Source organism: Dehalococcoides sp. UCH007, assembly GCF_001010485.1.
Taxonomy (GTDB): Bacteria; Chloroflexota; Dehalococcoidia; order Dehalococcoidales; family Dehalococcoidaceae; genus Dehalococcoides; species Dehalococcoides mccartyi_A.
In genome coordinates this window covers 845,498-871,826 of sequence record NZ_AP014722.1, presented here as the reverse complement: position 1 = coordinate 871,826, position 26,329 = coordinate 845,498, and the positions used below count along the sequence as shown (strand labels likewise).

Here is a 26,329-nt window from a genome sequence, read left to right as displayed (position 1 = left end):
TTAAAACAATTGGTTTTCTGGGGGTGATATGGGTAACATTCGCAAAACCAATGCCCAGCTGGTTGCAGAGCTTGAAGATCTGCAGTGCCGCTACGATAAACTGCTTTCAAACCAGGCCGCTCTTTGTTCTTCCGAAAGAGTATCTTCGGGTGCGTCTTTTCAGATTTTAAGTAATACTCGCGGTACATCTTCCGGGGGTTTTGTACAGGAAAATGCAATGGATGCCTTAGAAGCCTGTTGCCGTATTGCGGAAACTGCAGGTGAGGGAGTAATACTCACAGATGCCGCAGGACGGATAACGCTGGTTAATCCCCATTTCAGCCAAATAGCCGGTTATCCGCTTGATGTACTCAAAGGCAAAAGTATATTTGAACTTGCAGGCAAATCCTATATACCAATTATTCTTGCCCAATGGGAAAGGCATAAAAAAGGTGTTTCATCCCGTTATGAGCTTCAGCTAAGGAAGGGTAACGGGCGTTTGGTCTGGGTAGTTTTCCACGTTTCAGTGCCATTCGGGAAGGGTAACAATTTTAACGGTGTATTGATGGTAGTTTCAAATATAAGCAAGTATAAAAACATTATTTCCAAACAGGAAAAAATGTTAAAAGCCACTGCCTTGCGGGATAAGGAAATAAGGGATGATATATCTCGTGACAACCAATCTCTTAAGTCTATTATGGATAATACAACCGCCCAGCTGGTTTTTTTAGATAGAGATTTCAACTTTGTTAAAGCAAATAAAGCATACGTAAAAAATTGCGGACATACGGAAGATGAACTGATAGGTGCAAACCATTTTGTACTCTTCCCCAGTACTGAAAACGAAGCAATTTTTAAGAGGGTAGTTAAAACCGGCAAATCCGTGGAATTTCATGACAAGCCTTTTGAGTATTCTGACCAGCCGTGGAGGGGTACTACCTACTGGGATTGGAGCTTGGTGCCTATCAAAAACTCCCGTGGGAGGGTTCAAGGGCTGATATTTTCCTTGTTAGAGACTACTGTCCGCAAACAGATGGAATTAGCTTTGAAATTTTCACTGGAGGAAACCCGCCGGCGTACCCGTGAAACGACGGCACTGCTTGAGGCGTCACGTGCCATACTGGAGCATACCGGTTTTACGGAAGCTGCTATGGCAGTGTATTCTTCCTGCAAGAAAATCACCTCCTGCCAGAGCGGTTTTGTGGGGCATATAGAGGATGGGGTTTGCCGTATCATTTACCTTGATAGCACAAAAAATCAGCCGGAACTTCCCGTGTTTGTGCTTCTTAGCGGATTGGCTTTACAGTCCTGTTTCAGTGGAAAGCCTGTATTGGAAAACAACTTTGCAGCTGAAAATGATAATGAATTTTATACGGCCGCTTACCCTGATTTAAAAAATGCTCTTTTTGCTCCGGTGCGTCTTAGCGGGCGGAGTGTTGGCCTGATGGCTCTTTTCAACAAGACAGGCGGGTTTGGTGTATCCGATATCAGGGTAGCCGCTTCTTTCAGCTCGCTTGCCGCTATCGCTTTCAGGAGCAACCGAACTCGCGAAATGCTGGAAGAAAGCGAAAAGCGCTATCGCTTTTTGTTTAACAGCTTTGGTGATGCGGTTTTTGTATATTACATAACTCCAGACGGCTGCAATAGCAATTTTGTGGAAGTTAACGAGGTAGCCTGCAAGCGTCTCGGATACAGCCGCCAGGAGTTGTTAAATATGTCTCCCTGCCAGATAGATGCCCCTGCTTCTACCGGGGCAATGGCTGACGCCGCCAAAATGTTGAAAAAAGAAGGTAGGGTTATTACTGAACAGAGGCATATACGCCGTGATGGTACTTCTATACCGGTTGAAGTTAATATTCAGCAATTTGAGTTGAGCGGACAGCTTATGGTTATTTCGGTAGCCCGCGATATCACCGAGAGGAAAAAAGCTGACGCCGCCCTGAAACTGGAGAGGGATAAGCTGCGGGGCATACTGGATGCTATGGAAGACGGGGTTTATATTGTAAATGCTGACTATGAAATAGAGTATGTTAATCCGCCGCTTATGGCCCAGTTCGGGCTTATAAATGGCAAAAAATGTTATGACTATTTCCACAATAGCAGCAGTCCCTGCGAATATTGCAAAAACAAAGAAGTTTTAAGCGGGCAGACTGTTCGCTGGGAGTGGCATTCTCCGCACAACCAGCGGGATTATGAACTTATGGCTACACCTATTAAAAACCCTGATGGCAGCAATTCCAAGCTGACCCTTTTCCATGATGTTACGGAGCGGAGCCAGATGGAGCAGATAATTCTGCGGTATCAGGCAGGTTTGCTGGCTCAAGCAGAGAGGATTGCCCATATCGGCAATTGGGATTATGACCTTTTAGGGCATAAACTGCTGTTGTCAGATGAGGTCTACAATATACTCGGTTTATCTCCTAAAAACGGTATCACGGGTTTGAAACAGGTTATGGAAATGATCCACCCTGATGACAGGGATATTGTACGGTCCGAAGCCCAAAAGGCCATAGTTTCAGGATCGAAGATAAATACAGACCACCGCATAATACGGCCTGACGGACATTTGCGGTATGTGCATGAACAGGCGGAAATAACCCTGAGCGATACAGGTATTCCCCTGCGGGTGTTGGGTACTGTTCAGGACGTCACCGAACAAAAAATGGCTGAAGAAGCCCTGAGGGACAGCGAAAGACGGTATCGTCTGCTGGCGGATAACATGGTGGCATTTATCTGGACTATTGACGAACATTTAAATACCAGTTATCTTTCCCCGTCCATTATCCGTCTGCTCAACTATTACCCTGAGGATATATTGGGCAAACATATTTCCATGATATTTACCCCCGAATCTTACGAAAAATTGCTGGATGTATATCAGCAGGTACGCAAAACCGGGTCTGAGCTTATTGTAAACCCGCTGGAACTGGATGTTATGCGGCAGGACGGCAAGATAATAATGACCGAGACGCTTATGCGCCCGCTGTATGATGAAAATCACCATTTTCTGGGTATACTGGGGGCGTCGCGTGATATAAGTGAGCGAAAGGCTGCGGAATACGAATTGCATACCCTTTCCCAGCGTTTGGTTGAGCTTCAGGAAGAAGAGCGGTCAATTATCGCCCGTGAACTGCATGACCAAGTGGGGCAATCGCTTACGGTTTTGAAACTGATGCTGGATAAAGCAAAAGATGGTCTTCCTGACAAGGCAGAGGAATTACTGGCCGAAGCTCAACCTCTGGTTAGTGAACTTATAAGCAGTGTCAGAAATATGTCACTTGATTTGCGTCCCCGTATGCTGGATGATTTGGGTCTGCTGCCGGCTTTACTCTGGTATTTTGACCGTTTTACCAGCCAGACGGGTATAAACGTAAATTTCCAGCATACCGGTCTTAAACGCAAGTTTTCTCCCCAGTTGGGCACTGCTGTATACAGGATTATTCAGGAAGCTCTTACAAATGTTGTACGTTACGCAGGGGTTGACAACGTGCTTGTGCGGGCGAAGGCGGATAAAAACCATCTGGCTCTGGTTATTCAGGATAAAGGCAAAGGCTTTAACCCTGCCCAGCGTGCTACCGGTATGTCAAGCGGTTTGAAGGGTATGAAAGAACGGGTGCGTTTTCTTGGTGGTAAACTGGATATAGAATCCAAACCGGGTGCAGGTACACATATTATAGTTGAACTGCCCTTGAGTGAAGAAAAGGACAGAATTAACGGAGGCGAGCCATGATAAGTATAGTACTAGCAGATGATCATCATATCGTGCGGCATGGTTTAAAGGTACTGCTTGAGGCTGAAACTGATTTTAATGTGGTGGGTGAAGCTTCAGACGGTATTGAAGCGGTAAACCTGACCGAAAGCCTGCAGCCGAATGTGCTGGTAACTGACCTGATGATGGGCGGTATGAGCGGCATAGAGGTTACTTATCAGGTAGTCAAACGTTCACCCAAAACAGCGGTAGTAATTTTGTCTATGTATGGCAATGAAGCCTATGTACATGAAGCCTTGAGGGCAGGGGCTCGGGCTTACGTGCTTAAGGACTCCACTTCCGAGGAACTGGTAAGGTCAGTGAGAGAAGCAATGCTTGGGCATCGTTATCTCAGTCCGCCGCTTTCTGAAAAAGCTATTGAAGCCTATATGGAAAAGTCTGCCGAAGCAACATCACTTGATCCGTATGAAACTTTAACTATACGGGAAAGGGAAGTGCTGCATCTGGTATCACAGGGGTATACCTGTGCCGAAATAGCAGAAAAACTTTTTATATCACCCCGTACCGTAGAAGTTCACCGTGCCAACATGATGCGTAAACTGGATTTGCGTAACCAAACCCAATTGTTGCGTTACGCTTTGCAAAGAGGTATCATCCCTCCGGAAAACAAGTGCGAAATGTCCGAAAAAAATATACCTGAGGAAACTACGGGATAATTCGTCCTTTAATTACGTAAACATACGTATATTAATCAGAACAGTTATAGTTTATAGTAACAGCGGGCGGATCCTTTCGGGGGAAACTAGGGTGCTTTAGTTTGAGGCAGCTAAAGCTTAAATTTCATCCAGGTCCCCTGCCGTGTGCTGAGCCCTAGGTGTAATCGGTTATCGGAAGGATCTGCCAAGTTATTTTTGGGGTTTATAATGTCTTCGCTGGGTTTATGGCTTATACTTATAGCTATTATCATCAGTATCAGCAACCTTGATACGGCGGAAGTGCATTAGCCTTAGAGTGGTTGCCTAAGCTGATTGGGTTGGAATGTGTGTAAAATTTGCCGCTGTTTACAGCGGTTTTTTATTTTCTCTTATTATAAATTAAATATTTCTTGGTATTCCGGTGCAGTTGCTTCCCAGCTGAAAGTTTCTGTAATAGCTTTTATAAGCGTTTCACTTGTTTCCGGTTCACCATGGGTTACAAATACCCGTTTGGGTTTGTTTTTAAATCCCCTCAGCCAGCGAAGCAGGGTAGGCTGGTCTGCGTGTGCCGAAAAGGCTCTCAGTTCTTGGATATGTGCACGCACCGGATAGTATTGTCCCAATATCCTTACTTCCTTTGCCCCGTCAGTTATCAGCCTGCCCAAAGTGCCAATTGCCTGAAAGCCCACAAACAGAATAGTTGATTCCGGACGGCTTATATTATTTACCAAATGGTGTTTTATCCGTCCTCCGGTACACATACCTGAACCGGCTATTATTATGCAGGGGGCTTTTTCTGAAAGGATAGCTTTTGAGTCAGCTGCCTTATTGGTAAAATATAACCCTTCAAACTCAAACGGAGAACTGCCGTTTTTTACCCGGCCGGCAGTTTCACGATCGTATAGTTCCGGGTATTTTGTGAATATTTTAGTGATGCTGATAGCCATGGGGCTGTCTACGAAAACTTTCAGCCGGGGTATTTTACTCTCTGACATAAAGCGGTTAAGAAAATACAACAAATCCTGAGTGCGCTCCAAGGCAAAGCTGGGTATCACAATATTCCCGCCTCTTTGAATGGTTTGATTTATTATATCCGCTAATTTCAGCGATGCCTCATTTATATCTTCATGGGTGCGGTCACCGTAAGTAGACTCTATGACAATATAATCTGCCTGGTCTATAAGGTCAGGGTTTTTAAGAATAGGTCTGTTCCAGTTACCCAAGTCACCTGAAAATGCTATTACGGTATGTTGATTATTCTCTGTTACCCGTAGTTCTATGCTGGCTGACCCAAATACATGCCCGGCATTATGAAAGGTGGCGGTTACATCTGCGGAGACAGGTATTTCACGGCTGTATTCCACGATATTAAACAATGGGAATACAGCTTTGGCATCTTCGGCAGTGTAAAGGGGTATTTCAAGATATCGGGTTTTTCGGCCTTCATGTTCGTGGCGTTTCTTCTTAAAAGCGGCATCTTCTTCCTGTAATTTGCCGGCATCTGCCAGAGATATACGGGCGATTTCTGCAGTGGCTTCTGTTGCAAATACCGGCCCGCTAAAGCCATCCTTTACCAACTTTGGCAAAAGTCCGCAGTGGTCAATATGTGCATGGCTGATAAGTACAGCACTAAGGCTTTCCTGAGATATATCAAAGGGTTGCCAGTTCCGTTCTTGGAGGCGGTGTTCCTGATATAGCCCGCAGTCCACCAGCAGGCGGGTTTGGGCTGTTTTCAGCAGATACCTTGAGCCGGTGACGTTTTGAGCTGCCCCTAAAAACTGTATTTCTATACTCATAAGGTATATCCCCCTGATTGCCCAGTCTACCTAACTATTATGCATTATATGGTCAATAAAAGTAAGCATGCCGACAAATGTGTTAAATAGTTAAGGTGGTTAAGACGAGGGAAATATAAATACAAAAAGCGAAAGATATAATAAAAACAAAACAACTACAACTATATAAAGATAGCAAGCAAATAAAAGCCTATAGACAATTACTGATACCTGAGTATAATAAACATATAAAACAATACCAGAAAGGAGGTTGTATGAAAGGGAAGTTACTATACCTGCTGGCAACCCTGTTAATCATTGTGCCAATTGTCTTTAGCGGTTGTACCAGTGATGACAACAATGATGACGGGGATAACGGAACCGTTACCACTCCTCAGGTGTTCCGTGTTAATCTGGCAGGTGAACCCAACACCATAGATCCCAACAAGGCTTCTTGGGCTACGGAAAGATCCGTAATCATGCTGCTCTTTGTGGGTCTGCTGGACTTCAATTCAGACTTGTCCTTAAAAGCAGCATGTGCTCAGGAAATTCCGACCGTGGCAAACGGGGGTATTTCGGCAGACGGCTTGACCTATACCTTCAAAGTCAAATCAAACGTGACCTGGAGTGATGGCTCAAAGGTTACCGCCCATGACTTTGAATATAGCATCAAACGTATGCTTGACCCCGACACAGCTGCTGAATATGCCACTTTCTACTATGATATTGTGGGTGCAGCTGAGTTCAACGGCGCAGCGGATGCTGATGCCGCCACCAAGACAGCCCTGCGGAATGCCGTAGGTGTAACAGCGGTAGATGATACTACCCTGCGCATTACCTTAGCCCAAACCCGTCCTACTTTCCTCTCCATTATGGCTCTTTGGCCTACTTCTCCGGTTAAGGAAAGTGTTATTACCGCTAAGGGTACTGCCTGGACAGAAGCCGGTAACCTTATCGGCAACGGGCCTTATACCCTGAAAGAATGGGTGCATCAGGATCACATGACATTTACCATCAACCAGAATTACTGGGATACCAAACCTACCCTGACTGAAATCAAATACTTTATGATTACTGATGCTACTCAGGAGTATTCGGCTTATCAGAACGGTGAGCTTGATATGGCTAGAGTTCCGGTAGGGACGGAAACCGCTGTATTGGCCGACTCGGTTTACGGCAAGCATGTGGTACGGAATAATGACCTGACCACCTTTGCTTTCCAGTTTAATGTTAATAAAGCCCCCTTTGATAATCTGCTGGTAAGGCAGGCTATGTCCTGCGCCATTGACAGGGTAGCTTTTGTGGACCAAGTCAGAGGTGGCGTAGGTGCACCTGCTTATTCGTGGATTCCGCCAGGCATGCCCGGATACGATGCTGATTTGGGTAAAGATTTTGCATTTAACGTTACCAAAGCCAAACAGCTTCTGGCTGATGCCGGCTATCCCAACGGGGTTGGCTTACCCGAACTTAAATTCCAGTATGCAGATACTGCCAGCAACCGCACTATCGCTCAGTTCCTGCAGGCTCAGCTAAAGACCAATTTAAATATTGATCTTACTCTTGAACCTATGGAACCTTCAGCTTTCAGTGCCTTTGTAAACAGCGAACAGCATACTTGGGCATGGTTTGGCTGGGGAGCTGATTACCCTGATCCCGATAACTGGCTGCCTGATTTGTTCGGCACTGGCGGCGGCAATAACCATACAGGTTATTCCAATCCTGCCTTTGACGCCTTGGCAAGACAGGCCATGATGGAACTTGATAATACCCTGCGTCTTCAGATGTGGGCTCAAGCCCAGGAAATGGTTATGAACGATATGCCTATTGTAACCATGTTCTACCGTGAACGGTTCTATGTAGTCCAACCCTATGTTAAAGGACTGGAACCCACCGGTATGGATGGCACCATAATGGGTGATACGTCGTTTGTTAATGTTTCTATAGTCAAGTAACACAGATAGCCTGAATGCAGGGCTCGGCATAAGACTTGTGGCGTCGGGCCCTGCACTATATTAAAAGGGATAGTATGGGAAAGTATATTCTCAGACGAATACTCTGGCTGGGACTGGTACTTCTGGCAGTGTCCTTTATTACCTTCAGTCTCATGCATCTGGTTCCGGGCGGCCCTTGGGACCGGGAAAAAGAGCTTGCCCCCCAGATTGTGGAAAACCTGAACATAAAATACGGTTTGGATAAACCTTTTTATGAGCAGTACATAAATTATGTCTGGAATGCTTTGCATGGGGATTTGGGGGTTTCTTACAAGTATCAGGACCGCAGTGTTACTGAGATTATAGGTACCGGTTTGCCCATCACCGCTACTCTGGGGGTAGTCGCCTTTTTGCTGGCACTTGTTATAGGAATTCCCTTAGGCATGGCGGCGGCTCTCAAGCAAAACTCAATTGTAGACTATGCAGCTGTAGGTTTTTCAACCGTGTTTGCCAGTATTCCCGGCTTTGTACTGGGTATCTTGCTGGTTATTATCTTTTCTGTTTGGTTGCATTGGCTGCCAACCAGCGGGTGGGGAGACTGGCGGCAGATTATTATGCCGGCATTTTCGCTCGCTGCCCTTCCGGCCGCCTATACCGCCCGCATTACGCGTGCCTCTATGCTGGAGGTAGTCAGGCAGGATTATATACGTACAGCTAGAGCCAAAGGGTTAAGCGAACGAATTATTCTTTTCCGGCATACTCTGCGGAATGCTCTTATACCGGTTGTCACAGTAGCCGGACCCGAGCTGGCATTTCTTATTTCCGGCTCATTTATTATTGAAAATATATTTTCCATACCGGGCGTAGGCCGTTTATTTGTTCAAGGGGTATTTGCCCGTGACTACGGGCTTATCATGGGGACAATTCTTTTCTATGCCTTTGCAGTGGCTATTGTAAACCTGATAGTAGATATAATGTACGGCTGGATAGATCCGCGTATCCGTTATGATTAGGTGAGATATGTTTAACCTGTTTTACCGGGCTAAAAAAGAGGTCACTGAAACGGAAGCATCTTCCCGTCAGCATCATACTCTTTGGGGTGATGCCTGGGTAAGGTTACGCCGTAACAGGCTGGCGGTCCTGGGCGGGTCTATTATTCTGCTTCTGGCACTGGCGGCTATATTTGCACCGCTTTATTTGAAATATGACTTTGCCACCCAGAATTACGATGCCATTCTGGTAGGGCCTTCGTCTGAACACTGGCTGGGTACGGATGAATTGGGCAGGGATGTATTTTCCCGCCTTATATATGGTGCCCGCACCTCTCTGGCTGTAGGTTTGTTTACCCAGCTGGTGGTGCTGGTGGTCGGTTTACCCATCGGTGCCATTGCGGCAGCAGCCGGCGGCAAAGTTGATAACATGCTTATGCGGTTTGTAGATATAATGTATGCATTTCCGGATATTCTTTTGATAATTCTGCTGCGGGCCATTTTCGGCGGCAGTATTTTTATGATATTTCTGGCTATCGGGCTTGTTGCCTGGGTTGGTATAGCCCGTTTGGTACGCGGGCAGATACTATCTGTTAAGCAGAGAGACTTTGTGTCGGCCGCCCGTGCGATGGGCGGAAGCGGGGCATATGTAACTCTGCGGCATCTGCTGCCAAATTCACTCGGTCCTATTATCGTGGCCATAACCTTTAATATACCCAGAGCTATCTTTGCGGAAGCAGCTCTAAGTTATATCGGTATTGGCGTCCGCCCGCCTACTCCCAGCTGGGGTACTATGATAGCAGACGGCAATAACGTTATATATGCCGCACCTCATCTGGTAATTTTCCCGGCTATTGCCATAGCTATACTGATGCTTTCGTTTACTTTCCTGGGAGACGGCCTGAGAGATGCCCTTGACCCGAGGTTGAGAAGATAAAATGGCTAAATTGCTTGAAGTAAAAAATCTGGTAACTCATTTTATGACTCAGGACGGCATTGTCCAGGCAGTTAGCGGGGTTTCTTTTGAAGTTAATAAAGGCGAAATGGTGGCATTGGTGGGAGAAAGCGGCTGCGGCAAGACCGTCAGTTCTTTGTCTGTGCTTCAGCTGATACCACAGCCGCCGGGCAAGATAGTGGCTGGGCAGGTGCTGTTTAACGGTGTGGATTTGCTTAAAAAGAATAAAGAAGAGATGCAGAAAATACGCGGTTCAAACATTTCCATGATATTTCAGGAGCCTATGACTTCGCTTAATCCGGTCTTGACCATAGGCCGTCAACTGACCGAGGGACTGCAATTCCATCTCAAGCTGAATAAAAATGAGGCCACCAGACAGGCAGTGGAACTTCTGAAATCGGTGGGTATCCCTCATGCCGAAGGGCGGCTAAATGATTACCCGCATCATTTCAGCGGCGGTATGCGTCAGCGGGTTATGATAGCTATGGCTTTGGCCTGTGAACCGCAGCTGGTTATTGCTGATGAACCTACTACTGCCGTGGATGTGACTATTCAAGCCCAACTGCTGGACCTGATACGAAGCCTGACCTTACGCTTGAATACCGCACTTATTATTATCACTCACAATCTGGGGGTGGTTGCCAGATATGCCCAACGGGTGTATGTGATGTATGCCGGGCAGATTATGGAACAGGGTACAGCCATAGATGTTTATCATAAACCTCTCCACCCGTATACTGCAGGACTTCTTGGCTCTGTACCACGGCTGGACGAGCCCAGACGCACCCGTTTGCAGCCTATAGACGGCCAGCCTCCTGATTTGATTGGTCCGCCGCAGGGTTGTCCGTTTGCCCCGCGCTGTGTATACGTTAAGCCGGAATGCAAAATCAAACGGATTCCGCTTATAGAAATAAAACCGGGCCATTTGACAGCTTGTTTGGTTGCCCAGGAAGGGGCGTTGACGTGGGAAAAGATATAATCCTTGAAGTTACCAATCTGACTAAATATTTCCCTGTTACCGGCGGGCTTTTCGGCCGTAAAAAACTGGCTGAGGTCAAAGCGGTAGATGGGGTAAGTTTTGCTATTCACAAGGGGGAAACGCTGGGTTTGGTGGGGGAAAGCGGAAGCGGTAAAACTACTATCGGCAAAAACATACTCCAGCTTCAGCGGCCTACTTCTGGTGAAGTCTGGTTTAAAAATAAAGATTTGGCCAGTCTGACCAACAAAGAGCTTCGTCCGTACCGTCAGAAGTTGCAGGTGGTATTTCAAGACCCTTACGAATCGCTTGACCCGCGTTTTACTGCGGCAGATATTATCGGCGAACCGCTACGTTTACATAAAGTAAACAACAAAGAATATAATAAACGTATAGCGGAGCTTTTAAAGCTGGTAGGATTATCACCCTATATGGCCGAGCGTTATCCCCATGAATTCAGCGGCGGCCAGCGCCAGCGTCTTGGGGTGGCCAGAGCTTTGGCCTTGCAGCCGGAATTTATTGTGTGTGACGAGCCGCTTTCGGCATTAGATGTATCCATTCAGGCTCAGATAATAAATCTGCTGGATGACCTGAAGAATAAATTTGGTCTTTCGTACCTGTTTATTTCGCATGACCTTTCAGTAGTTAGGCATATTTCAGATAGGGTAATGGTAATGTACCTGGGTAAACTTATGGAAGTAGCCGATAGGGATGGTTTGTATGAAAAACCACTTCACCCGTATACTCAGGCACTTCTCTCGGCGGTGCCTATACCTGACCCTGCGGTTGAGGCTGAACGTAAAGTCATTATACTCAAGGGTGAAGTACCCAGCCCCCTGAATCCGCCCAGCGGTTGTGTATTTCATCCGCGCTGTTTTAAAGCCTTTGAAGATTGTCCTAAAATAGTGCCGGTAATGGGGGAGGTTTCACCCGGGCACCATGTGGCTTGTCTGCTTTATAAAGAATGCTGGCCTTAAAAGGGTTTTTGAAGACTGGGAATTAGCTGTTATCTGGGCAGCCAGTAGTTAAATGTGCTCCCTTTTCCAAGTAAGCTTTCTGCCCATACATAACCGCCGTGTGCTTCTGTCATTTCTTTTACAATAGCCAGACCAAGCCCGCTGCCGCCTTCGCTTCTGGCTCTGGAAGTGGCTACCCTGTAAAAGCGGTCAAAAATGTGGGGCAAATCCGTCGGGGGTATTCCCTCCCCGTTGTCAGCTACCGATACCATTACTCCGGGTTTATCCTTGTAAAGCATATTTTTCAGGCTGAGGGTTATCTGCCCGCCGGCAGATGTATGCCGCAAGGCATTGCTAAGAAGGTTGGCGGTTATTTGGTTTAAGCGGGTGGCATCACCTGAAATGACAGATGAATTTTCTGGTATATCGGTTACAAGGGAAACAGACTTATCTTTTGCCAGTATGGATATTTGACTTGCCTGACGGCGGATAATTTCTGCTATATCCACTTGAGCGATTTCCAGTTTGAGTTTGCCGGATTCGGCCAGAGATATATCACGCAGATCTTTGATTAGGCGGGTAAGCGTGGCAGATTCCTCTTTGATGGTGGTAAGGTGACGGGTATCAGCTTCAAAAACCCCGTCCAGTATTCCATCTACCGTTCCCTCAATAACTGTGAGTGGAGTACGAAGCTCATGGGCAATATCTGCCAGCAGTCTCTGGCGTGACTGTTCATTTGTCTCAAGGCTTTTAGCCATGTGGTTGAAACTTTCAGCCAGTTCACCCAGTTCGTCACGGGATTCTACTCTTACCCGCTGGGAGAACTTTCCGCCGGCAACCTGCCTGGCACTGCGGTTAAGGGCGTTTATAGGGCGGATAATTTGGTTCGTCAGCAGTAGTCCCAGACCCAATGCGGCCAGACCGGCTAAAATACCGGATATCCAAACAGACCTGTTCATTTCATCTAGCAGCTGCTGTTGGGGTTCGGTGATGATAGTGATAGCGGAATTGCCGGTGTTGTTTTGGCTGCTATGCATTCCTTTGCCATAGCCGCTTCCTGAGGCGCTGCTTTCACTGCCGAGCCAATAAAAATATCCCGCCAATGTACCGGAAACGCTTATCGTGTTACCGTCTGACAGGTTATACTCGTCTGTCAGGTGGCCTACCCATTTGTTTTGGGTATCAGCTACTATCAGCCCGCCAGCATCACTTAAAAGAAGCCTCCCGCCGTTACTGCCCAGCAGTTGTACAAGTATGGTACTTACGTTATCCCAGCTTTGGTACTGGGTATAATACATACTTAGTGTGCTTTCCACACCGGTTATAAACTCGGTATTTCCACGGATAATATACTGGCGAAACTGGCTGGCGGTCAGCTGATTGGCGGCAAACGAAGTAAGACCTACCGAAAGTAACACTGTAAGCAGCAGGGCACCGAAAATTTTATAGCTTAAGCGGAACACGCTCTTTTATCCTTTATCTTTCATCTTGTAGCCTACCCCGTGTATGGTCAGGATATAGGCAGGGGATTCGGGATCAGGCTCTATTTTTTTACGCAGATTTTTAATATGGCTGTCTATGGTACGTTCATATCCTTCGTAAGCTTCACCCAGTTTGTCCAGTATCTGCATACGGGAAAAGACACGTCCCGGGCTTGCAGCAAAGTTTATCAGTATATCGAACTCGGTGGCAGTCAAATCAACCGCCTTACCGCCTATTTTAACCAGGCGCCGTGCCTTGTCTATTTCCAGCTGGTCAATAATCAGTACTGAGTCAAGGCTGGGAGTGTATTCAGACCGTCTGAGCTGAGCTTTGACGCGGGCTACCAGTTCTTTGGCCTCAAAGGGTTTGGTCATATAATCATCCGCCCCAATTTCCAATCCTATCAGCTTGTCGGTAAGTTCATCACGAGCGGTAAGCATTATTATAGGTACGCGGCTTTCTTTGCGGATTTCACGGCAGACATCCCAGCCGGATATTTCGGGTAGCATCAGGTCAAGTATTATCAGATCAGGGTTTTCTTCATGGAATTTTGCCAGAGCGGTTTTTCCGTCATAGGTTACAACCACCATGAAGCCTTCACGTTCAAGATAGGCTTGCAGGATTTCTGCTATCCTTTTTTCGTCATCCGCTATCAGTATTTGCTTAGTCATTGTCTTCTCATATTATAATGCAATCTTCTAAACGGCAAGGGGCAGACGCAAAAGTCTGCCCCTTTGATGTTAGTAAAGAAAGACCGGGCAAGTTTATCTGCCGCCTCTTTGTCCTCCACCGCTGCCGATACCGCTTCCGTCACAGATGCCATTGCTGCTGCCAGCGCCAACGCCTGTGCCATTACCAGAACCGCTGATAGGACCACTTCCATCACAGACACCGTTTCCGCTGCCTGCTCCGTTAGCGCCGCCGGTTTGGTTTACCATGCGGATAACGTTTTGCTCCATTATCTGCAGGCGGTAAGTACCCTGCTCCTGGGTAATCTGTCCGGCATTTACCATAGCCTGCACTGCGGCTCTGTGCTGTTCCATAAGGGCATTTACCAGAGCATCGGTACTGATGCCCTGTTCGGCGGCAATTTCTGCCAGAGTTTTACCACTTTGGCGTTCCGCCTGTAGCTCTGCCTGTGTCATATTAAGCAGAGTAAGCACTGTTCCGTCACACTCCCCGGCAAAACTGCGGTTTTGACCAGCAGCCGAGACAGTGGAAAACATGAACAGGGCGGATAGGGCAGCTACTACCCCCACAATGATTAAGATTTTTAGACTCTTTTTCATTTCTGTAACCTCCTCAGGTTGTTATGCATTAACTATACAAGGTGTGTGTGGAGATATTATGGAGGAGGTGTGTAAATGGTATGTCAAAATTGATTCAAGCGGATATCAGCGGCTGTGGCCGTAGCGGTTAACCAGTATGACTCCGAACAGTGCCAGCAGGCCTCCCAGCAGGCTGATAACAGCCGGTATTTCACCCAGCCAGAAAAAGGCTATGCCTATGGCAAAAACAGGGTTCAGGTATAAAAAACTGATTACCTGTGCGGTGCGGGCTTTGGATAAGGCATAACTGTATAAAAGGTAGGAGATGGCAGTAGGGAATATGCCCAGGTAAACCACCGCCAAAGTAGATGATGGAGGGGCCTCTGATATCTCTTTTAAAAGACCGGGTGCAAATACCATGAGCAGCAAAGTCCCTGCCCAGATAGCATAGGTAGAAAACTCAAATCCGCTGTATTTTTTTAGCAGGGGTTTTTGGAATACTATGTATATGCTGGTACAGATAGCAGCCAGCAATACAAAAATGGCATGGGGTTCAAAGCTGAGGGTTTGCCCTTCGCCCAGGGTGATTATTGCAATTCCCCCAAAGCTGAGAATTATGCCCAGCCAGCCTGCCGGGGTTAGCTTATCTTTATAGAAAAATCTGGCCAGTAAAACGCTGAATATAGGCGCAGCAGCAATAATAAGGCTGGCAGCACCGGCGGTGACTGTCTTTTCACCGTAGTTGAGGGCGGAGTGATACATGCTTATGCCTACCAGCCCCAGCAGAAATATAGCCGGTAAGTCACTTTTGTCCGGCAGGCGCATTCTGGTTATCACTGCATATATAATCAGGGCTAATGAAGCTACCAGAAAACGGAGCAGAGCCATATGGGACGGACTGTAGTCTGCCAAACCCACCCGTATTGCAGCAAAGGCTGATGCCCAGAATAAAGTGGTAAAGATAAGAGATATTAAAATATGCCGCGGCATGGCTATTTACCGCTTAGGGGCATATTCAGTTCAGGTTGTTCGGGGCTGGTTTCCTTAAATATAGAGGCTTTTTTTAATAGTTCGCGGGCATTCTCCAGTGATTTTTCACCAGTCTGGCTGCCTGATAGCATTACCGAAAGTTCGGCAAGGTGTTCTTCACTATCCAAGCGTGCAATACGGCTGTTTATTCTGCCGTTAAGTTCGGTTTTTGATACATAAAAGTGGTGGTCGGCATATGCGGCTATCTGGGGCAGATGAGAAACACTTATCAGCTGATGCCCCTGTGAAAGTTTCCAGAGTTTTCGCCCAAGCATATCTCCGGAGCGTCCGCCTACGCCTATATCAATTTCATCAAATATCATCACCGGTATATCATCCAGCCGCGAAGCGGCACTCTTTAAGGCCAGAGTAATGCGTGATATTTCACCGGTAGAGGCTATTTTGTTAAGCGGGCGGAGAGGTTCGCCGGGATTGGTGCTTACAAAAAACTCTACTATGTCTGTGCCGCTTGATGAAAATTCGAGCGTCTGATCGCTTACCGGCAGTCCGTTTTCGTCAGCTTGGGTTTGGAAATTTACTTTAAATATTACCTGATACATATTCAGGTCTGCCAGTTCTGCTTGGACTGCTTTTTCAAGATTAAGAGCGGCTTCTTTGCGGTGTTTGCTTAATCCTGATGCCATATCTCCAAGGCGGCTTTTTAATTCTGTTATAGCGTTGCTTAGTTTATCTGTCTTTTCGGCAAAGCTGGTTATATTATCCAGCTCGGTTTTGGTTTTAGCCAGAAAAGCCAGTATCTGGGGAATATCCCGCCCGTATTTCCTTTCCAGACTGTGGATAAGTGCCAGACGGTTTTCAATATCTTCCAGTTCTGCGGGGTTAAAATCAAGCCCCCGGTTATAGTTCTGGACAGAGCGGCAGCTTTCTTCAAGACTAAAATATACACTCTCCACTTCATCTGCGGTATCTTTGAGTGAGGAGTCTATTTCGGCAATTTTCCTGAGGGACTGCATAGCCTGGTTTAAATCGGCCAGTACCCCTCCGTTTTGGCCGCTGCACAAATACTCCAGTGACTGGTGGGTCAGGGTTTTCAGTTTTTCGGTGGAAGCCATGACCTGCCGTTTAGAAAGCAGGTTTTCTTCTTCGCCTTCGGCAAGATTAGCCGCCTCTATTTCATCTGCCTGAAAACGCAGGAATTCCTGCTGGCGGACGGCTTCGCGGTTGGTCTTTTCCAATTCGGATAGCTGCCTTTGCAGGCTGTTAAGCTCATGTGCCAGACGGGCAAACTCGGTGCGTTCACCGGCAGTATGGGCATAACCATCCAGCATATCCAGATGGAAAGATTTATTAAGAAGGGAAAGGTGTTCGCTTTGACCGTGTATATCAATGAGATAAGGGCAGAGACGGCTTAAGACCGAGCGGCTTATGGCGCTGCCGTTTAACCTTAGCACACTGCGGCCGGCCAGTTTTGACTCAAGACGGATAATAAGGCTGTCATCTTCCAGTTCCAACCCGTTTTCGGCCAGCATGGCGGCTATTTTCAGGCGGCTGGCGGGGTTTAAATAAAATACCCCTTCCAGATTGGCTTCACTGGCCTGGTGGCGAATTTGTTCGTCACCGATACGCCCCGAAAGCAGGCTTTCCACTGCATCTATTACCAGTGATTTTCCGGCTCCGGTTTCACCCGTAATGACATTAAGCCCTTCACCTGGAGACCAGGTGATATCCTCAATAATGCCAAAATTTTTTACCCGAAGCTCAACTAGCATAATATCGTGCCTGACCAGCTTTTTATATTAAAATCATTATCTGGTTTTAAGGCCGAAAAATCAAGAAAACAGGTTATCTTGTATTAAACCGGCAAGCTTCTGATTGACTATTGCTACCTTAGCAGTTAAACTTTTAAAGGTTTTCGGATTTTTTGCTGAGAAGCGGGTGAAAAAGTGAAATTAATGGTCATAGGCTGCGGCCAGTGCGGCGGACGTATTGCGGACCAGTTTGCCCTGTTAGGAAAAAATGCAAAGCGTCAGCGCGGCATCAGCATAGTGTCAAATGTTTTAGCGGTAAATACCGATATTGCAGACCTGTCCGGTCTGGTACACGTTAAGCCTGATTATAAACACCGTATTCTTATAGGCAGCCGCAAAACCAGCGGGCACGGAGTGGGTAAGCTGAATGAGCTTGGAGCTCAGCTGGCGCGTGAAGATGGTGACAAAATACTTGACAGTATCCGCGAAACCCGCCTGCTTCAGGATACCGATGCCTTTTTGCTGGTAGCAGGGGCATCCGGTGGTACCGGCTCAGGGGCGATTGCGGTGCTGACCAAGATGATAAAAGAGCGGTTTGTAGACAAACCGGTCTACAATATGATTGTTTTACCCTTTAACTATGAAGAAGTCACTGAAGAGCGGACTATTTATAATGTGGGGACTTGCCTGAAGTCTGCTTACGGGGTGGCGGATGCTGTAATACTGGCGGATAACCAGCGTTATGTGCGTGATGCCTCCTCGATAAGTGATAATTTCAACAAGATTAACTACCGTTTTGTAGAACCTTTTTACAATATACTTTCCGCCGGTGAAGAGACTACCCCCCGTTATATAGGCTCAAAGGTGCTGGATGCGGGTGATATTATCCAAACATTATCCGGCTGGACGGTTATCGGTCATAGCAAGATTGCCAGCTCTTTCCTGCCGTTCAAACTGGATTTCAGAGGCAAACATGCCGAAACCCAAAAGGGGGCTCAGGCTATGGAAGACGCTATTGCCGAGCTTTCTTTGAAATGCCGCCCCGAAGATGCCAGACGGGCTTTATACCTGCTGTCTGCTAACCCCAACAAGATGAGTATAGATATTATCAAGGAGCTTTCAGCCACTCTAAGGGACAATGCCAAGCATGCTATTATCCGCAGCGGCGATTACCCGCGGGGAGACAATATGGGTGTGACTGTTATTATGTCCGAGATTTCCAGCCCCAAAAAGGTTATGGATTATTTTGACCGAACCATTCGCTTTATTTCTCTGGACAAGCGTCTGTCCGAGGGGTTCAACGTGGAAGACGCTTTCGGGAGTATACCCTCCCTGCTGGACTGACAGGGATTGTTGTCTGAATCTGTATTTGCAATAAAAGAGCCGTACTTTAAAGTACGGCTCTTTGTATATAAACCTATTTCATGCGGTTAAATTAATCGTCATCTTCGGTGTCTTTGGCACCGGGGTCATTCTGGCGGCGGGCCTTGTTGGCGGCATACATTTTTGCCAGATATTCCAAACGGTTCTGGGTTGCTTCATTTACCTCTTTGGCAGGTAAGTCTACCTTGTTATCCTTTTCTTCCGGTTCAGAGTAATAGGGATTTTCCTCTGATGTGGATTCGGCTTGTTCATTAACCTCATCAGTAGTGGCATCTGTCTTTGCGGTTTCAGGTGTTACAGCCTGCGGCTGGTGGGCAGGGCGGGGTGAGATTGCCGGGCGGGTAACAGGCGGTTCGCTGGCCACAGCATCTAGTTTTTCGGCTGTCTGCTTGGTAATGGCGGCTATAACCTGTTTTGAAGTATCCACACTGCCGATAAATTCTTTAAATACCCCGACCCAAGTCTGGGATACTTCTTGTGCTGCTTTGCGGCTAGCCTCAACAGCTTTGTTAGAGGCTGTCTTAGCATCATCCGCAGCCTTACGGGATGTTTCCTGTATCTGCTTTACTGCCTGTACAGTATTTTGCTGGACCTCTTCAACTCTGGCTACAGTTTCTTTCAGATGAGCATTAGAAGAATCTACCAGATGCTTCATTTGGGCATTCATAGCTTCGGCTTTGCGGATTTCATTTTGAAGCCTGGTTATCAGCTCTGAAATTTCTGCTGAAGAATTCTGGCTGAGCTGATTCATTTCAGTAATGGCTTTAGTTGAATTTTTTACATTGGTATCTACATTCTCGCGTATGCGGGCGCCGTTTTCCTGCATCTTTAACAGAGCAGATTCGGAAGCCCTTACGGATACATCAGCCGTCTTTTTCAGCATGTCTATAGTTTCATCAGACTGGGAAACAGCATCACGGGAGGCACGTATACATTCTTCGCTCATTTCTTTGGCGGTGCGGATGCTGTCCAAAGCAGACTGCTTGGCTGAACGGGTGGCATCCTCTATGCGCAGCATAGCTTCTTTGGTCTGGCGTATTGCTTCTTCACAGTTATCTTTTGCCCAGCGGCTGGTATCGTCAGCCCGTTTTATGGCTTTTTCAAACAGGTCTGTATATTTGGCAATCATTTCCTCTGAACGCCGGCTGGCTTCCTCGGCTTTTTGGGCGTACAGTGCCGTATATTTCTCCATATTTTCCTGATATTGTTTGGCCGCAGCATCAGCTTTGTCTATGGCTGTTTGAGAGTCTTTGGCCGCAGATTCAGCTGCTTTTTTTGCTGCTCTGGCTTGGTCTTCAGCTTGTTTAAGAGCTATACGGGTAACTTTTAAATATTCTTCAGCGGATTCTTTGGCTGATTTGCCGGTTTCATCGGTCATTTTTACACCTCATATGATTTGGTAATTTCAGACAAGTTATTCTACAATTAAAAATCCGCTATAGCAACGCTTTAAAACGCTGCTCTGAACGGTGGCTAATTTGAAAAAAATAAAGAAGAAAGAATGGGAAATGAGCAAAAAGTATTTTTCAGCACCCGGAGCACAAGGGCCTTATTCATTGGCGGTAAAAGCAGGTGATTACCTGTATATTTCGGGTCAGATAGGCCATATTGATGCGGACGGCAAACCTTTAGCTAGTGTTGAGATTCAGACTAAGCGATGTCTGGAAAAAATGGCGGAACTGCTTAAAACAGCTGGAGCTTCTTTTGATGATGTGGTAAAGACAACCGTATTTTTAAAAAATCAGGAAGACTTTGCCAAAATGAATAGTGTTTATACGGTCTTTTTCAGCGGCACTAAACCTGCCCGGTCTACTGTGATTGCCGGTATGGTTTTTCCTGAAATAATGGTGGAAATAGAGGCGATAGCCTATTTGCCGCAGGTATAACTGCAAACTGGGAAACAAAAAGCTGCCTTCAGCTAAGCTAGAGGCAGCTTTTTTCTTTTGAAAATATTTTTATAATTACAGGTGTTCTATGGGGATAATCTCCCCGCATTTGGGGCATTTGATAGCAGATAGGTAGTGTTTCTGGTAAACCGACTTGAAGCCGTTAGTGGTAAAAGCAGAGACAATACTGCCGATATGTTCTCTGGCAATTTGGTCTGTTTTAGCCTTGGCCTCATCTAGTGTGCCTTCCATAGTTATAGTTTTTACTTCTTTGGCATTAGGGCTGGTAATTACGATTTCAAATTTCTCTTTTTCCATTGGTAGCTCCTTAAGAGTACTCTGGAAATATTTTAGCCTATCATTGCATTATAAGAAAGGCTTGCGGAAAATTTATTATTTGAGAACGCATATATATCGAAATGCACATTATTAAAAATATTCTTTAAATATATGATGAAACTGATAGTTTTAAGATATATCCGTTAGAATTAGGGTGGCAGGAGATGAATAAAACGCTACGGGAAAATGACAAACCAGCAATGTGGTATACTCTGGTAACTGAAGGTAAAAAGAAGCTCAATGGCGACCCCAGGGGGATTCGAACCCCCGATCTCCACCGTGACAGGGTGGCATGTTAGACCGCTACACCATGGGGCCTAGAAGCGGAAAACAGTTTAGAGTATTTGACGCAATCTGTCAAATATGATTTGATGGTCGGGTAGGTTCATTCCGGTCAATATTGTTTGCTTCTTCGCTATATGCTATAATGACCGTCAGATTTTTTAAGGGAATATATTGCCTTTAACTTAGAGAGGAAAACATGGCCGCAAGCGAACTACTTAAATCCAGAGTTGAAAACCTGCGTGATTACGAACTGGTGGTTATTTTAACCACTGATACCCCCAAGGAAAAGGTTGAGGCCATTCTGGAAGGCATTAGCAAAACCATAGCTGAAAAAGAAGGCAGCTTTACCGAGGTGAACCACTGGGGTAAACGCAAGCTGGCTTATCTTATCGGCAGATACGGCGAAGGTTATTACGTGTTTATCAAGATGAAGGCTAAGCCTTCTTCCATACGCAAGATAAACTCTGACCTGCGTATTTCAGAGCAGGTTATTCGGCATATGGCCATTAATATGGACGAAGAATAATATCTGTTAATGCTGCCGGGCATTTTGCCAGAGAGGAGACGCGAGAGATGGTGAGTTTGAATAAGGTTATGATAATTGGCAATGTTGGCGGTGAGCCGGAGATGCGGTATACCCCCAGCGGGCATCCTGTTACCTCCTTTAAAGTTGCTACCAACTGGGTTTATAATACCCCCGAGGGTGAACGCAAACAGGAAACTGAATGGTTTACGGTAGTTGCTTGGAACAAGCTGGCTGAACAGTGCAACCAGTTCCTTTCCAAAGGGCGGCTGGTGTACGTGGAAGGACGGCTTCGCACCCGAAGCTGGGAAGGGCAGGATAATCTGAAACATTACCGTACCGAGGTAATTGCTTCCAGGGTTACCTTCCTTGAGAAAGCCAGTGCAGGTACCGGGATGGATGCCCGTGATGATGACAATGGCGGTGGTGAATTAGAACCGGAAGACATTCCGTTTTAGTGAATATTAAATCTCTTGATAGGAGTTTGATTGAGTGAGTATCCAGGACAGACCTAACAGACCAGCCAGGGGTGGGCGCGGCCGCTATACCCCCAAGCGCAAGATATGTTCTTTCTGCGCTGAGAAGGTTAGCCGTATTGATTACAAGGATTCGGCTAAACTGGCCAGATATATATCTGACCGCGGCAAAATTGAACCCCGCCGCCGCACCGGTACCTGTGCCCGGCACCAGAGGGCTTTGGCTAATGCCATTAAACGGGCTCGTTTTATAGCCCTGATGCCCTTTGTTTCTGAGCATGTACGCCGCCAGGGAAATGTGGCTACTTTTTCGCCTATGCGTGAGCTGAGGCCCGAACCTAAAATGGCTGAACCCAAGGTTGAGTCTAAAGTAGAGACCAAGGCCGAAGTTGCGGTACCCGAAGTAAAGGCTGAGGCTGCTCCTGCAGCGGAAGCTTCTGAGTCTGCGGAGTCTGCATAATAGTAAATTATTACTTGCCATTTAAGGAGTTAATGTGCCTAAGAGGACATATCAACCGAAACGTATCCCCCGCATGAGGGTTCATGGTTTTCTGTCAAGGATGAGCACCCGCGGAGGACGCGGTGTACTCAGCGCCCGCCGGGCTAAGGGGCGCAAGAAACTGATTGTAGTCTAGAGTGTAACAGCTGTACTCCGGGTTGATTATCCATCCGGAGTATGGTTACACTATTTACAATGAAATACTCAAACAGGCTTACCAAGCGGGAAGAATATTCCCGGGTGCTTGCCGGTGACGGAACTTATATTGGGCAGCTGGCTGTGATGAAGGCGTTGCCTAATAACCTTGAATTTAGCCGGGTAGGCTTCATTGTAAGCAAAAAAGTAGGCGGAGCAGTAGAGCGTAATAGGGCAAAGCGGATATTGCGGGAAAGCCTGCGGACTATCGCACTCAGACAGGGCTGGGACATAGTATTTATAGCTAGGGCAAAAGCGGCTACAGTAAAATGTGCCGAAATGGAGAGGGTAGTTAAGCACTTGCTTGGCAAGGCGCAGATACTATCAAAAACAGATGAAAAAACTAGCTTTAAAACTGATTAGATTATACCAGAATACCTACTCTAAAACTGCACCCTCCTCATGCAGGTTTATTCCCACTTGTTCACAGTATACCTACGAAGCTATCGAAAGATTCGGAATTTTTAAGGGAATTTGGTTGGGTGTGAAACGGCTTAGCCGCTGTCACCCCTTGAACAAGGGTGGCTACGACCCAGTGCCAGAATAGGACGGAAAATTGTTCAAAACCAATCGCATATCCAAAAAAATTGTTTTGCTGTTTAGCCTTATCGGCGTTTTGGCCGTTTTAAGCGGCTGTATGGGTACCAGTCAGAAGCCTTTGGGTTGGTCAGGCGTGCTTGTCTCTGATAATGATGCCATATTTGGTTCTATGACTGGTAAACTTATAGCCCTTAATAAAGATGCCAGCACTCCTCGTTATCAGGTGACTCTGGAGACTACCACCAACGGCGGCGGCTGTGCTGGTGCTGTTACTACAGTGGGTATATATGGTACTCCGGTAGTCTCGGACGGTGTTATCTATATTTCTACCTACGGCGGCAAAGTTTATGCTTATAATCAGGCTGATGGCAGTCTGAAGTGGGTTTACCCCGGAACAGGGTCACTATCCGCTATTGTCAGCGGTATTGCCCCTAACGGAGATAAAATCTTTTTTGCAGACACTAATGGTGTTGTTTATGCCCTGAGCAAGGCAGACGGTCAGAAGGTTTGGGAATATCAGACCGGTGCCAAGATTTGGGCTTCTCCGGTGGTTGATGGAGATTTAGTTATAGTACCCGGTTTTGATAAAAAGGTATATGCCCTGGATATCAACACAGGCAGCCCTGTTTGGACGTTTGAAACCCAAAGCCCCTTTGCCAGCGCCCCGGTAGTGGATAACGGCGTTGTTTATGTGGGCTGTTTTGACCGCAATCTGTACGCTCTGGATTTGGAAGACGGCAGCCAGAAATGGGTCTTTGAATCACCCAACTGGTTCTGGGCAACCCCGGTTGTGGCTGACGGCAAAGTTTTTGCCCCCAATCTGGACGGCAACACCTATGTACTGGATGCTTTGACTGGTTCCCAGATTAAAGTCATTGATATGACTGACGAGGTTGCTTCCTCTCCGGCGCTGCTGGGTGACAATGTGATTGTGGCCACTAAGACCGGCAAGATTTTTTCCATAAATGTAAATACAATGGAAATGAAGGCTGTTACCGACCTTGCCTTGAAAGTGATAGCACCGGTTACGGTGTCAGGTGAAGTTGTATACATACATACTCAGGAAGATGAAACTGTATATGCTATAAATCCGGAGAGCCGTACTATAATCTGGACTTTTGTAGTAAGTTAGCGAGGTAGTCGTTGGATATTGGTGCTATTTGGGATTTAGTAATACTTTCGCCGATGATAAACGGCATGGTCTGGCTTTCCCACAATTTATGGGGAAGTTTCGGGCTGACAGTTATTGTGCTGACTGTGGTTATAAGGCTGGCACTCTGGCCGCTTAACCGAAAACAGCTTACGGCCACCAAGAAGATGCAGGAAATTACCGTACATATGGAAGCTTTGAAGAAAAAGCACGGTAATGACCGCCAGAAACTGGCCGAAGAGCAAATGAAGCTCTACAAAGAGTCCGGTGTTTCACCTACCGGTTGTCTGGTTCCCATGCTCATTCAGTTTCCTATCTGGATAGCCTTGTATCAGGCTATTGTGAGAGTATTGGCTGTTACTCCCGAAGACTTTATGAATCTGGCTGATCATCTTTATTCATGGCCGGTAGTTTACCAAACCCTGCCGCTCAGCAATCATTTCCTCTGGATGGATCTTTCCCTTCCGGACTTTGCCTTGGCTTTGCTGGTGGGTGTAAGCATGTATGTCCAGCAGAAAATGTCTACCCCCAAAGCTATTAATCAGCAGCAGGCAGCTCAGGGACAGATGATGAGTTTCATGATGCCGTTCATGTTCTTCTTCTTCTCGCTCTCTTTCCCCAGTGGTCTGGCTTTCTACTGGTTCGTTTCTGCCATAGTGGGTATCATAATGCAGTATTTCATTACTGGTTGGGGACAGCTTGAACCTATGGCCGAAAAAGTTATTTCCTATTTCCGCGGCGGCCGGCAGGTACGGCCGGGAAACACATATAAAACTGAAAAAAGAACTGCAACTCCGTCTGGTCAGTTGATTGATTCTTCGGCCAAAGGTAAGCAGATGGAAGGTAGTATAGATGAAAAAGGTCGAGACGAGCGCCAAGACGGTGGAGGAAGCAATAAAACTGGGGCTAAATCAGCTAAACGTAAGCCGAGACGAAGTTGAGATAGAGGTATTGTCTGAAGGCAGGCATGGGTTACTGGGTCTGCGCGGGGAAGATGCCAGGGTCTGCCTGCATCTTATTGAAAATGAATACGATGATGATATTGCGCCGGGCAACCAGATGGATGCAGGCGATCTAGCACAAAATATTCTGGAAACCCTGCTGGACAAGATGGATATCGAAGCCTATGTAGATATCCTGCCTGAAAAGATGGTTACCGATGAGGAATCACAGCCGAGTACTGTTTTGAACATTGTGGGCGAAGACTTGGGTATCCTGATAGGACGCAAGGGTCAGACTCTCATAAGTTTGCAGCAAGTGGTGAGGCTAATGCTTTCCCACCAGTTGGGCAGATTTGAACCGGTGGTAGTTGACGTAAATGGTTACCGGCAACGCCGCCTAAGTTCCCTTCAGGCTTTGGCTTGGAGAACAGCCGAACAGGTAAAATTGCGGCGTATGCCTTTTTCACTTGAGCCTATGCCTGCTTATGAACGGCGGATTATTCATCTGGCATTAGCTGATGATGACGAAGTGACTACCCAGAGCGTTGGCTTTGGTGAATCAAGAAAAGTTGTGGTAGTCTTAAAAGAATAGTACAATAAACCTTACAAAAGGCCTTGACGGAGAAGAGTAGGTTATCTGCGGTGCAGCAGCGAGTCTG

General features: G+C 46.7%; 26 protein-coding genes and 1 tRNA gene. 18 read left to right on the top strand and 9 right to left on the bottom strand.

Annotation, left to right across the window (positions count from 1 at the left end; all coding sequences use genetic code 11):
• Nucleotides 1-28 precede the first annotated feature (28 nt).
• Nucleotides 29-3,709 (top strand): PAS domain S-box protein, encoded by a 3,681-nt coding sequence (locus tag UCH007_RS04620; RefSeq protein ID WP_046961179.1) that lies wholly within the window; start codon nt 29-31, stop codon nt 3,707-3,709.
• Complete coding sequence (locus tag UCH007_RS04615) at nt 3,706-4,404, top strand: response regulator (RefSeq protein WP_046961178.1); 699 nt, start codon at nt 3,706-3,708, stop codon at nt 4,402-4,404. Before UCH007_RS04620 ends, UCH007_RS04615 begins: the two co-directional genes overlap by 4 nt.
• Nucleotides 4,405-4,775: 371 nt before the next feature.
• On the opposite strand, the gene UCH007_RS04610 is transcribed toward UCH007_RS04615, so the two are convergent.
• On the bottom strand, nt 4,776-6,179 hold the full coding sequence (locus UCH007_RS04610) for an MBL fold metallo-hydrolase RNA specificity domain-containing protein (protein ID WP_046961177.1): 1,404 nt from the start codon (nt 6,177-6,179) through the stop codon (nt 4,776-4,778).
• Nucleotides 6,180-6,433: 254 nt separating this feature from the next.
• On the opposite strand from UCH007_RS04610, the gene UCH007_RS04605 reads away from it, so the two are divergent.
• The 5 genes from UCH007_RS04605 to UCH007_RS04585 all read left to right on the top strand — a co-directional run bounded on the left by UCH007_RS04605 (nt 6,434) and on the right by UCH007_RS04585 (nt 11,986).
• Nucleotides 6,434-8,110, top strand: a complete 1,677-nt coding sequence (locus UCH007_RS04605; protein ID WP_023652454.1) for a peptide ABC transporter substrate-binding protein — start codon at nt 6,434-6,436, stop codon at nt 8,108-8,110.
• A 74-nt stretch (nt 8,111-8,184) separates the two neighbouring features.
• Nucleotides 8,185-9,102, top strand: a complete 918-nt coding sequence (locus UCH007_RS04600; protein ID WP_023652453.1) for an ABC transporter permease — start codon at nt 8,185-8,187, stop codon at nt 9,100-9,102.
• A gap of 7 nt (nt 9,103-9,109) precedes the next feature.
• The gene (locus UCH007_RS04595; RefSeq protein WP_012882200.1) at nt 9,110-10,015 is read left to right on the top strand and encodes an ABC transporter permease; all 906 of its coding nucleotides are present in this window, start codon (nt 9,110-9,112) and stop codon (nt 10,013-10,015) included.
• A 1-nt stretch (nt 10,016) separates the two neighbouring features.
• The gene (locus tag UCH007_RS04590) at nt 10,017-11,012 is read left to right on the top strand and encodes an ABC transporter ATP-binding protein (RefSeq protein ID WP_046961176.1); all 996 of its coding nucleotides are present in this window, start codon (nt 10,017-10,019) and stop codon (nt 11,010-11,012) included.
• Nucleotides 10,997-11,986, top strand: coding sequence for an ABC transporter ATP-binding protein (locus tag UCH007_RS04585; RefSeq protein WP_012882198.1), 990 nt, complete (start codon nt 10,997-10,999; stop codon nt 11,984-11,986). The genes UCH007_RS04590 and UCH007_RS04585 overlap by 16 nt, the downstream gene beginning before the upstream one ends.
• Nucleotides 11,987-12,015: 29 nt before the next feature.
• Here UCH007_RS04585 and UCH007_RS04580 read toward each other — a convergent pair whose 3' ends face one another.
• The 5 genes from UCH007_RS04580 to recN all read right to left on the bottom strand — a co-directional run bounded on the left by UCH007_RS04580 (nt 12,016) and on the right by recN (nt 17,474).
• On the bottom strand, nt 12,016-13,428 hold the full coding sequence (locus UCH007_RS04580) for a sensor histidine kinase (RefSeq protein ID WP_046961175.1): 1,413 nt from the start codon (nt 13,426-13,428) through the stop codon (nt 12,016-12,018).
• Nucleotides 13,429-13,434: 6 nt separating this feature from the next.
• Nucleotides 13,435-14,118, bottom strand: a complete 684-nt coding sequence (locus UCH007_RS04575) for a response regulator transcription factor (protein WP_046961174.1) — start codon at nt 14,116-14,118, stop codon at nt 13,435-13,437.
• A 93-nt stretch (nt 14,119-14,211) separates the two neighbouring features.
• The gene (locus UCH007_RS04570; RefSeq protein ID WP_046961173.1) at nt 14,212-14,736 is read right to left on the bottom strand and encodes a hypothetical protein; all 525 of its coding nucleotides are present in this window, start codon (nt 14,734-14,736) and stop codon (nt 14,212-14,214) included.
• A gap of 105 nt (nt 14,737-14,841) precedes the next feature.
• Nucleotides 14,842-15,705 carry a DMT family transporter gene (locus UCH007_RS04565; RefSeq protein WP_023652449.1) on the bottom strand — a complete coding sequence of 288 codons (864 nt, stop codon included), beginning with the start codon at nt 15,703-15,705 and terminating at the stop codon, nt 14,842-14,844.
• A gap of 2 nt (nt 15,706-15,707) precedes the next feature.
• Nucleotides 15,708-17,474 (bottom strand): DNA repair protein RecN, encoded by a 1,767-nt coding sequence (recN, locus tag UCH007_RS04560; protein ID WP_046961172.1) that lies wholly within the window; start codon nt 17,472-17,474, stop codon nt 15,708-15,710.
• 183 nt (nt 17,475-17,657) lie between these two features.
• Here recN and UCH007_RS04555 point away from each other — a divergent pair, with 183 nt between their 5' ends.
• On the top strand, nt 17,658-18,797 hold the full coding sequence (locus UCH007_RS04555; protein ID WP_012882192.1) for a tubulin/FtsZ family protein: 1,140 nt from the start codon (nt 17,658-17,660) through the stop codon (nt 18,795-18,797).
• Nucleotides 18,798-18,888: 91 nt separating this feature from the next.
• Here the strand turns inward: UCH007_RS04555 and UCH007_RS04550 are convergent, their stop codons facing one another.
• Nucleotides 18,889-20,214: an ATPase gene (locus UCH007_RS04550; RefSeq protein ID WP_046961171.1), complete on the bottom strand. Its 1,326-nt coding sequence runs from the start codon at nt 20,212-20,214 to the stop codon at nt 18,889-18,891.
• 130 nt (nt 20,215-20,344) lie between these two features.
• On the opposite strand from UCH007_RS04550, the gene UCH007_RS04545 reads away from it, so the two are divergent.
• Nucleotides 20,345-20,722: a Rid family detoxifying hydrolase gene (locus UCH007_RS04545; RefSeq protein WP_046961550.1), complete on the top strand. Its 378-nt coding sequence runs from the start codon at nt 20,345-20,347 to the stop codon at nt 20,720-20,722.
• A 75-nt stretch (nt 20,723-20,797) separates the two neighbouring features.
• Here the strand turns inward: UCH007_RS04545 and UCH007_RS04540 are convergent, their stop codons facing one another.
• Together UCH007_RS04540 and UCH007_RS04535 are read right to left on the bottom strand one after the other, a co-directional pair.
• On the bottom strand, nt 20,798-21,040 hold the full coding sequence (locus tag UCH007_RS04540; RefSeq protein ID WP_012882189.1) for a hypothetical protein: 243 nt from the start codon (nt 21,038-21,040) through the stop codon (nt 20,798-20,800).
• Between the two features lie 262 nt (nt 21,041-21,302).
• Nucleotides 21,303-21,379, bottom strand: a tRNA-Asp gene (locus UCH007_RS04535).
• A 163-nt stretch (nt 21,380-21,542) separates the two neighbouring features.
• Here UCH007_RS04535 and rpsF point away from each other — a divergent pair.
• Genes rpsF through jag form a run of 9 tightly spaced genes read left to right on the top strand, consistent with a single transcriptional unit; the run spans nt 21,543 to nt 26,262 of the window.
• Complete coding sequence (rpsF, locus tag UCH007_RS04530) at nt 21,543-21,872, top strand: 30S ribosomal protein S6 (protein WP_012882188.1); 330 nt, start codon at nt 21,543-21,545, stop codon at nt 21,870-21,872.
• A gap of 47 nt (nt 21,873-21,919) precedes the next feature.
• Complete coding sequence (locus tag UCH007_RS04525; protein WP_012882187.1) at nt 21,920-22,327, top strand: single-stranded DNA-binding protein; 408 nt, start codon at nt 21,920-21,922, stop codon at nt 22,325-22,327.
• Between the two features lie 34 nt (nt 22,328-22,361).
• Nucleotides 22,362-22,805, top strand: coding sequence for a 30S ribosomal protein S18 (gene rpsR / locus UCH007_RS07915; RefSeq protein WP_046961170.1), 444 nt, complete (start codon nt 22,362-22,364; stop codon nt 22,803-22,805).
• A gap of 34 nt (nt 22,806-22,839) precedes the next feature.
• Nucleotides 22,840-22,980 carry a 50S ribosomal protein L34 gene (gene rpmH, locus UCH007_RS04515; RefSeq protein WP_010936738.1) on the top strand — a complete coding sequence of 47 codons (141 nt, stop codon included), beginning with the start codon at nt 22,840-22,842 and terminating at the stop codon, nt 22,978-22,980.
• A gap of 59 nt (nt 22,981-23,039) precedes the next feature.
• Nucleotides 23,040-23,402, top strand: coding sequence for a ribonuclease P protein component (rnpA, locus tag UCH007_RS04510; RefSeq protein ID WP_023652442.1), 363 nt, complete (start codon nt 23,040-23,042; stop codon nt 23,400-23,402).
• Nucleotides 23,374-23,586 (top strand): membrane protein insertion efficiency factor YidD, encoded by a 213-nt coding sequence (gene yidD / locus UCH007_RS04505; protein ID WP_012984367.1) that lies wholly within the window; start codon nt 23,374-23,376, stop codon nt 23,584-23,586. Before rnpA ends, yidD begins: the two co-directional genes overlap by 29 nt.
• Nucleotides 23,587-23,595: 9 nt before the next feature.
• Nucleotides 23,596-24,711 (top strand): PQQ-binding-like beta-propeller repeat protein, encoded by a 1,116-nt coding sequence (locus UCH007_RS04500; protein ID WP_023652441.1) that lies wholly within the window; start codon nt 23,596-23,598, stop codon nt 24,709-24,711.
• 11 nt (nt 24,712-24,722) lie between these two features.
• Nucleotides 24,723-25,670, top strand: coding sequence for a YidC/Oxa1 family membrane protein insertase (locus tag UCH007_RS04495; protein WP_012882182.1), 948 nt, complete (start codon nt 24,723-24,725; stop codon nt 25,668-25,670).
• Nucleotides 25,612-26,262: an RNA-binding cell elongation regulator Jag/EloR gene (gene jag, locus UCH007_RS04490; RefSeq protein ID WP_231854675.1), complete on the top strand. Its 651-nt coding sequence runs from the start codon at nt 25,612-25,614 to the stop codon at nt 26,260-26,262. Before UCH007_RS04495 ends, jag begins: the two co-directional genes overlap by 59 nt.
• Nucleotides 26,263-26,329: the final 67 nt, after the last annotated feature.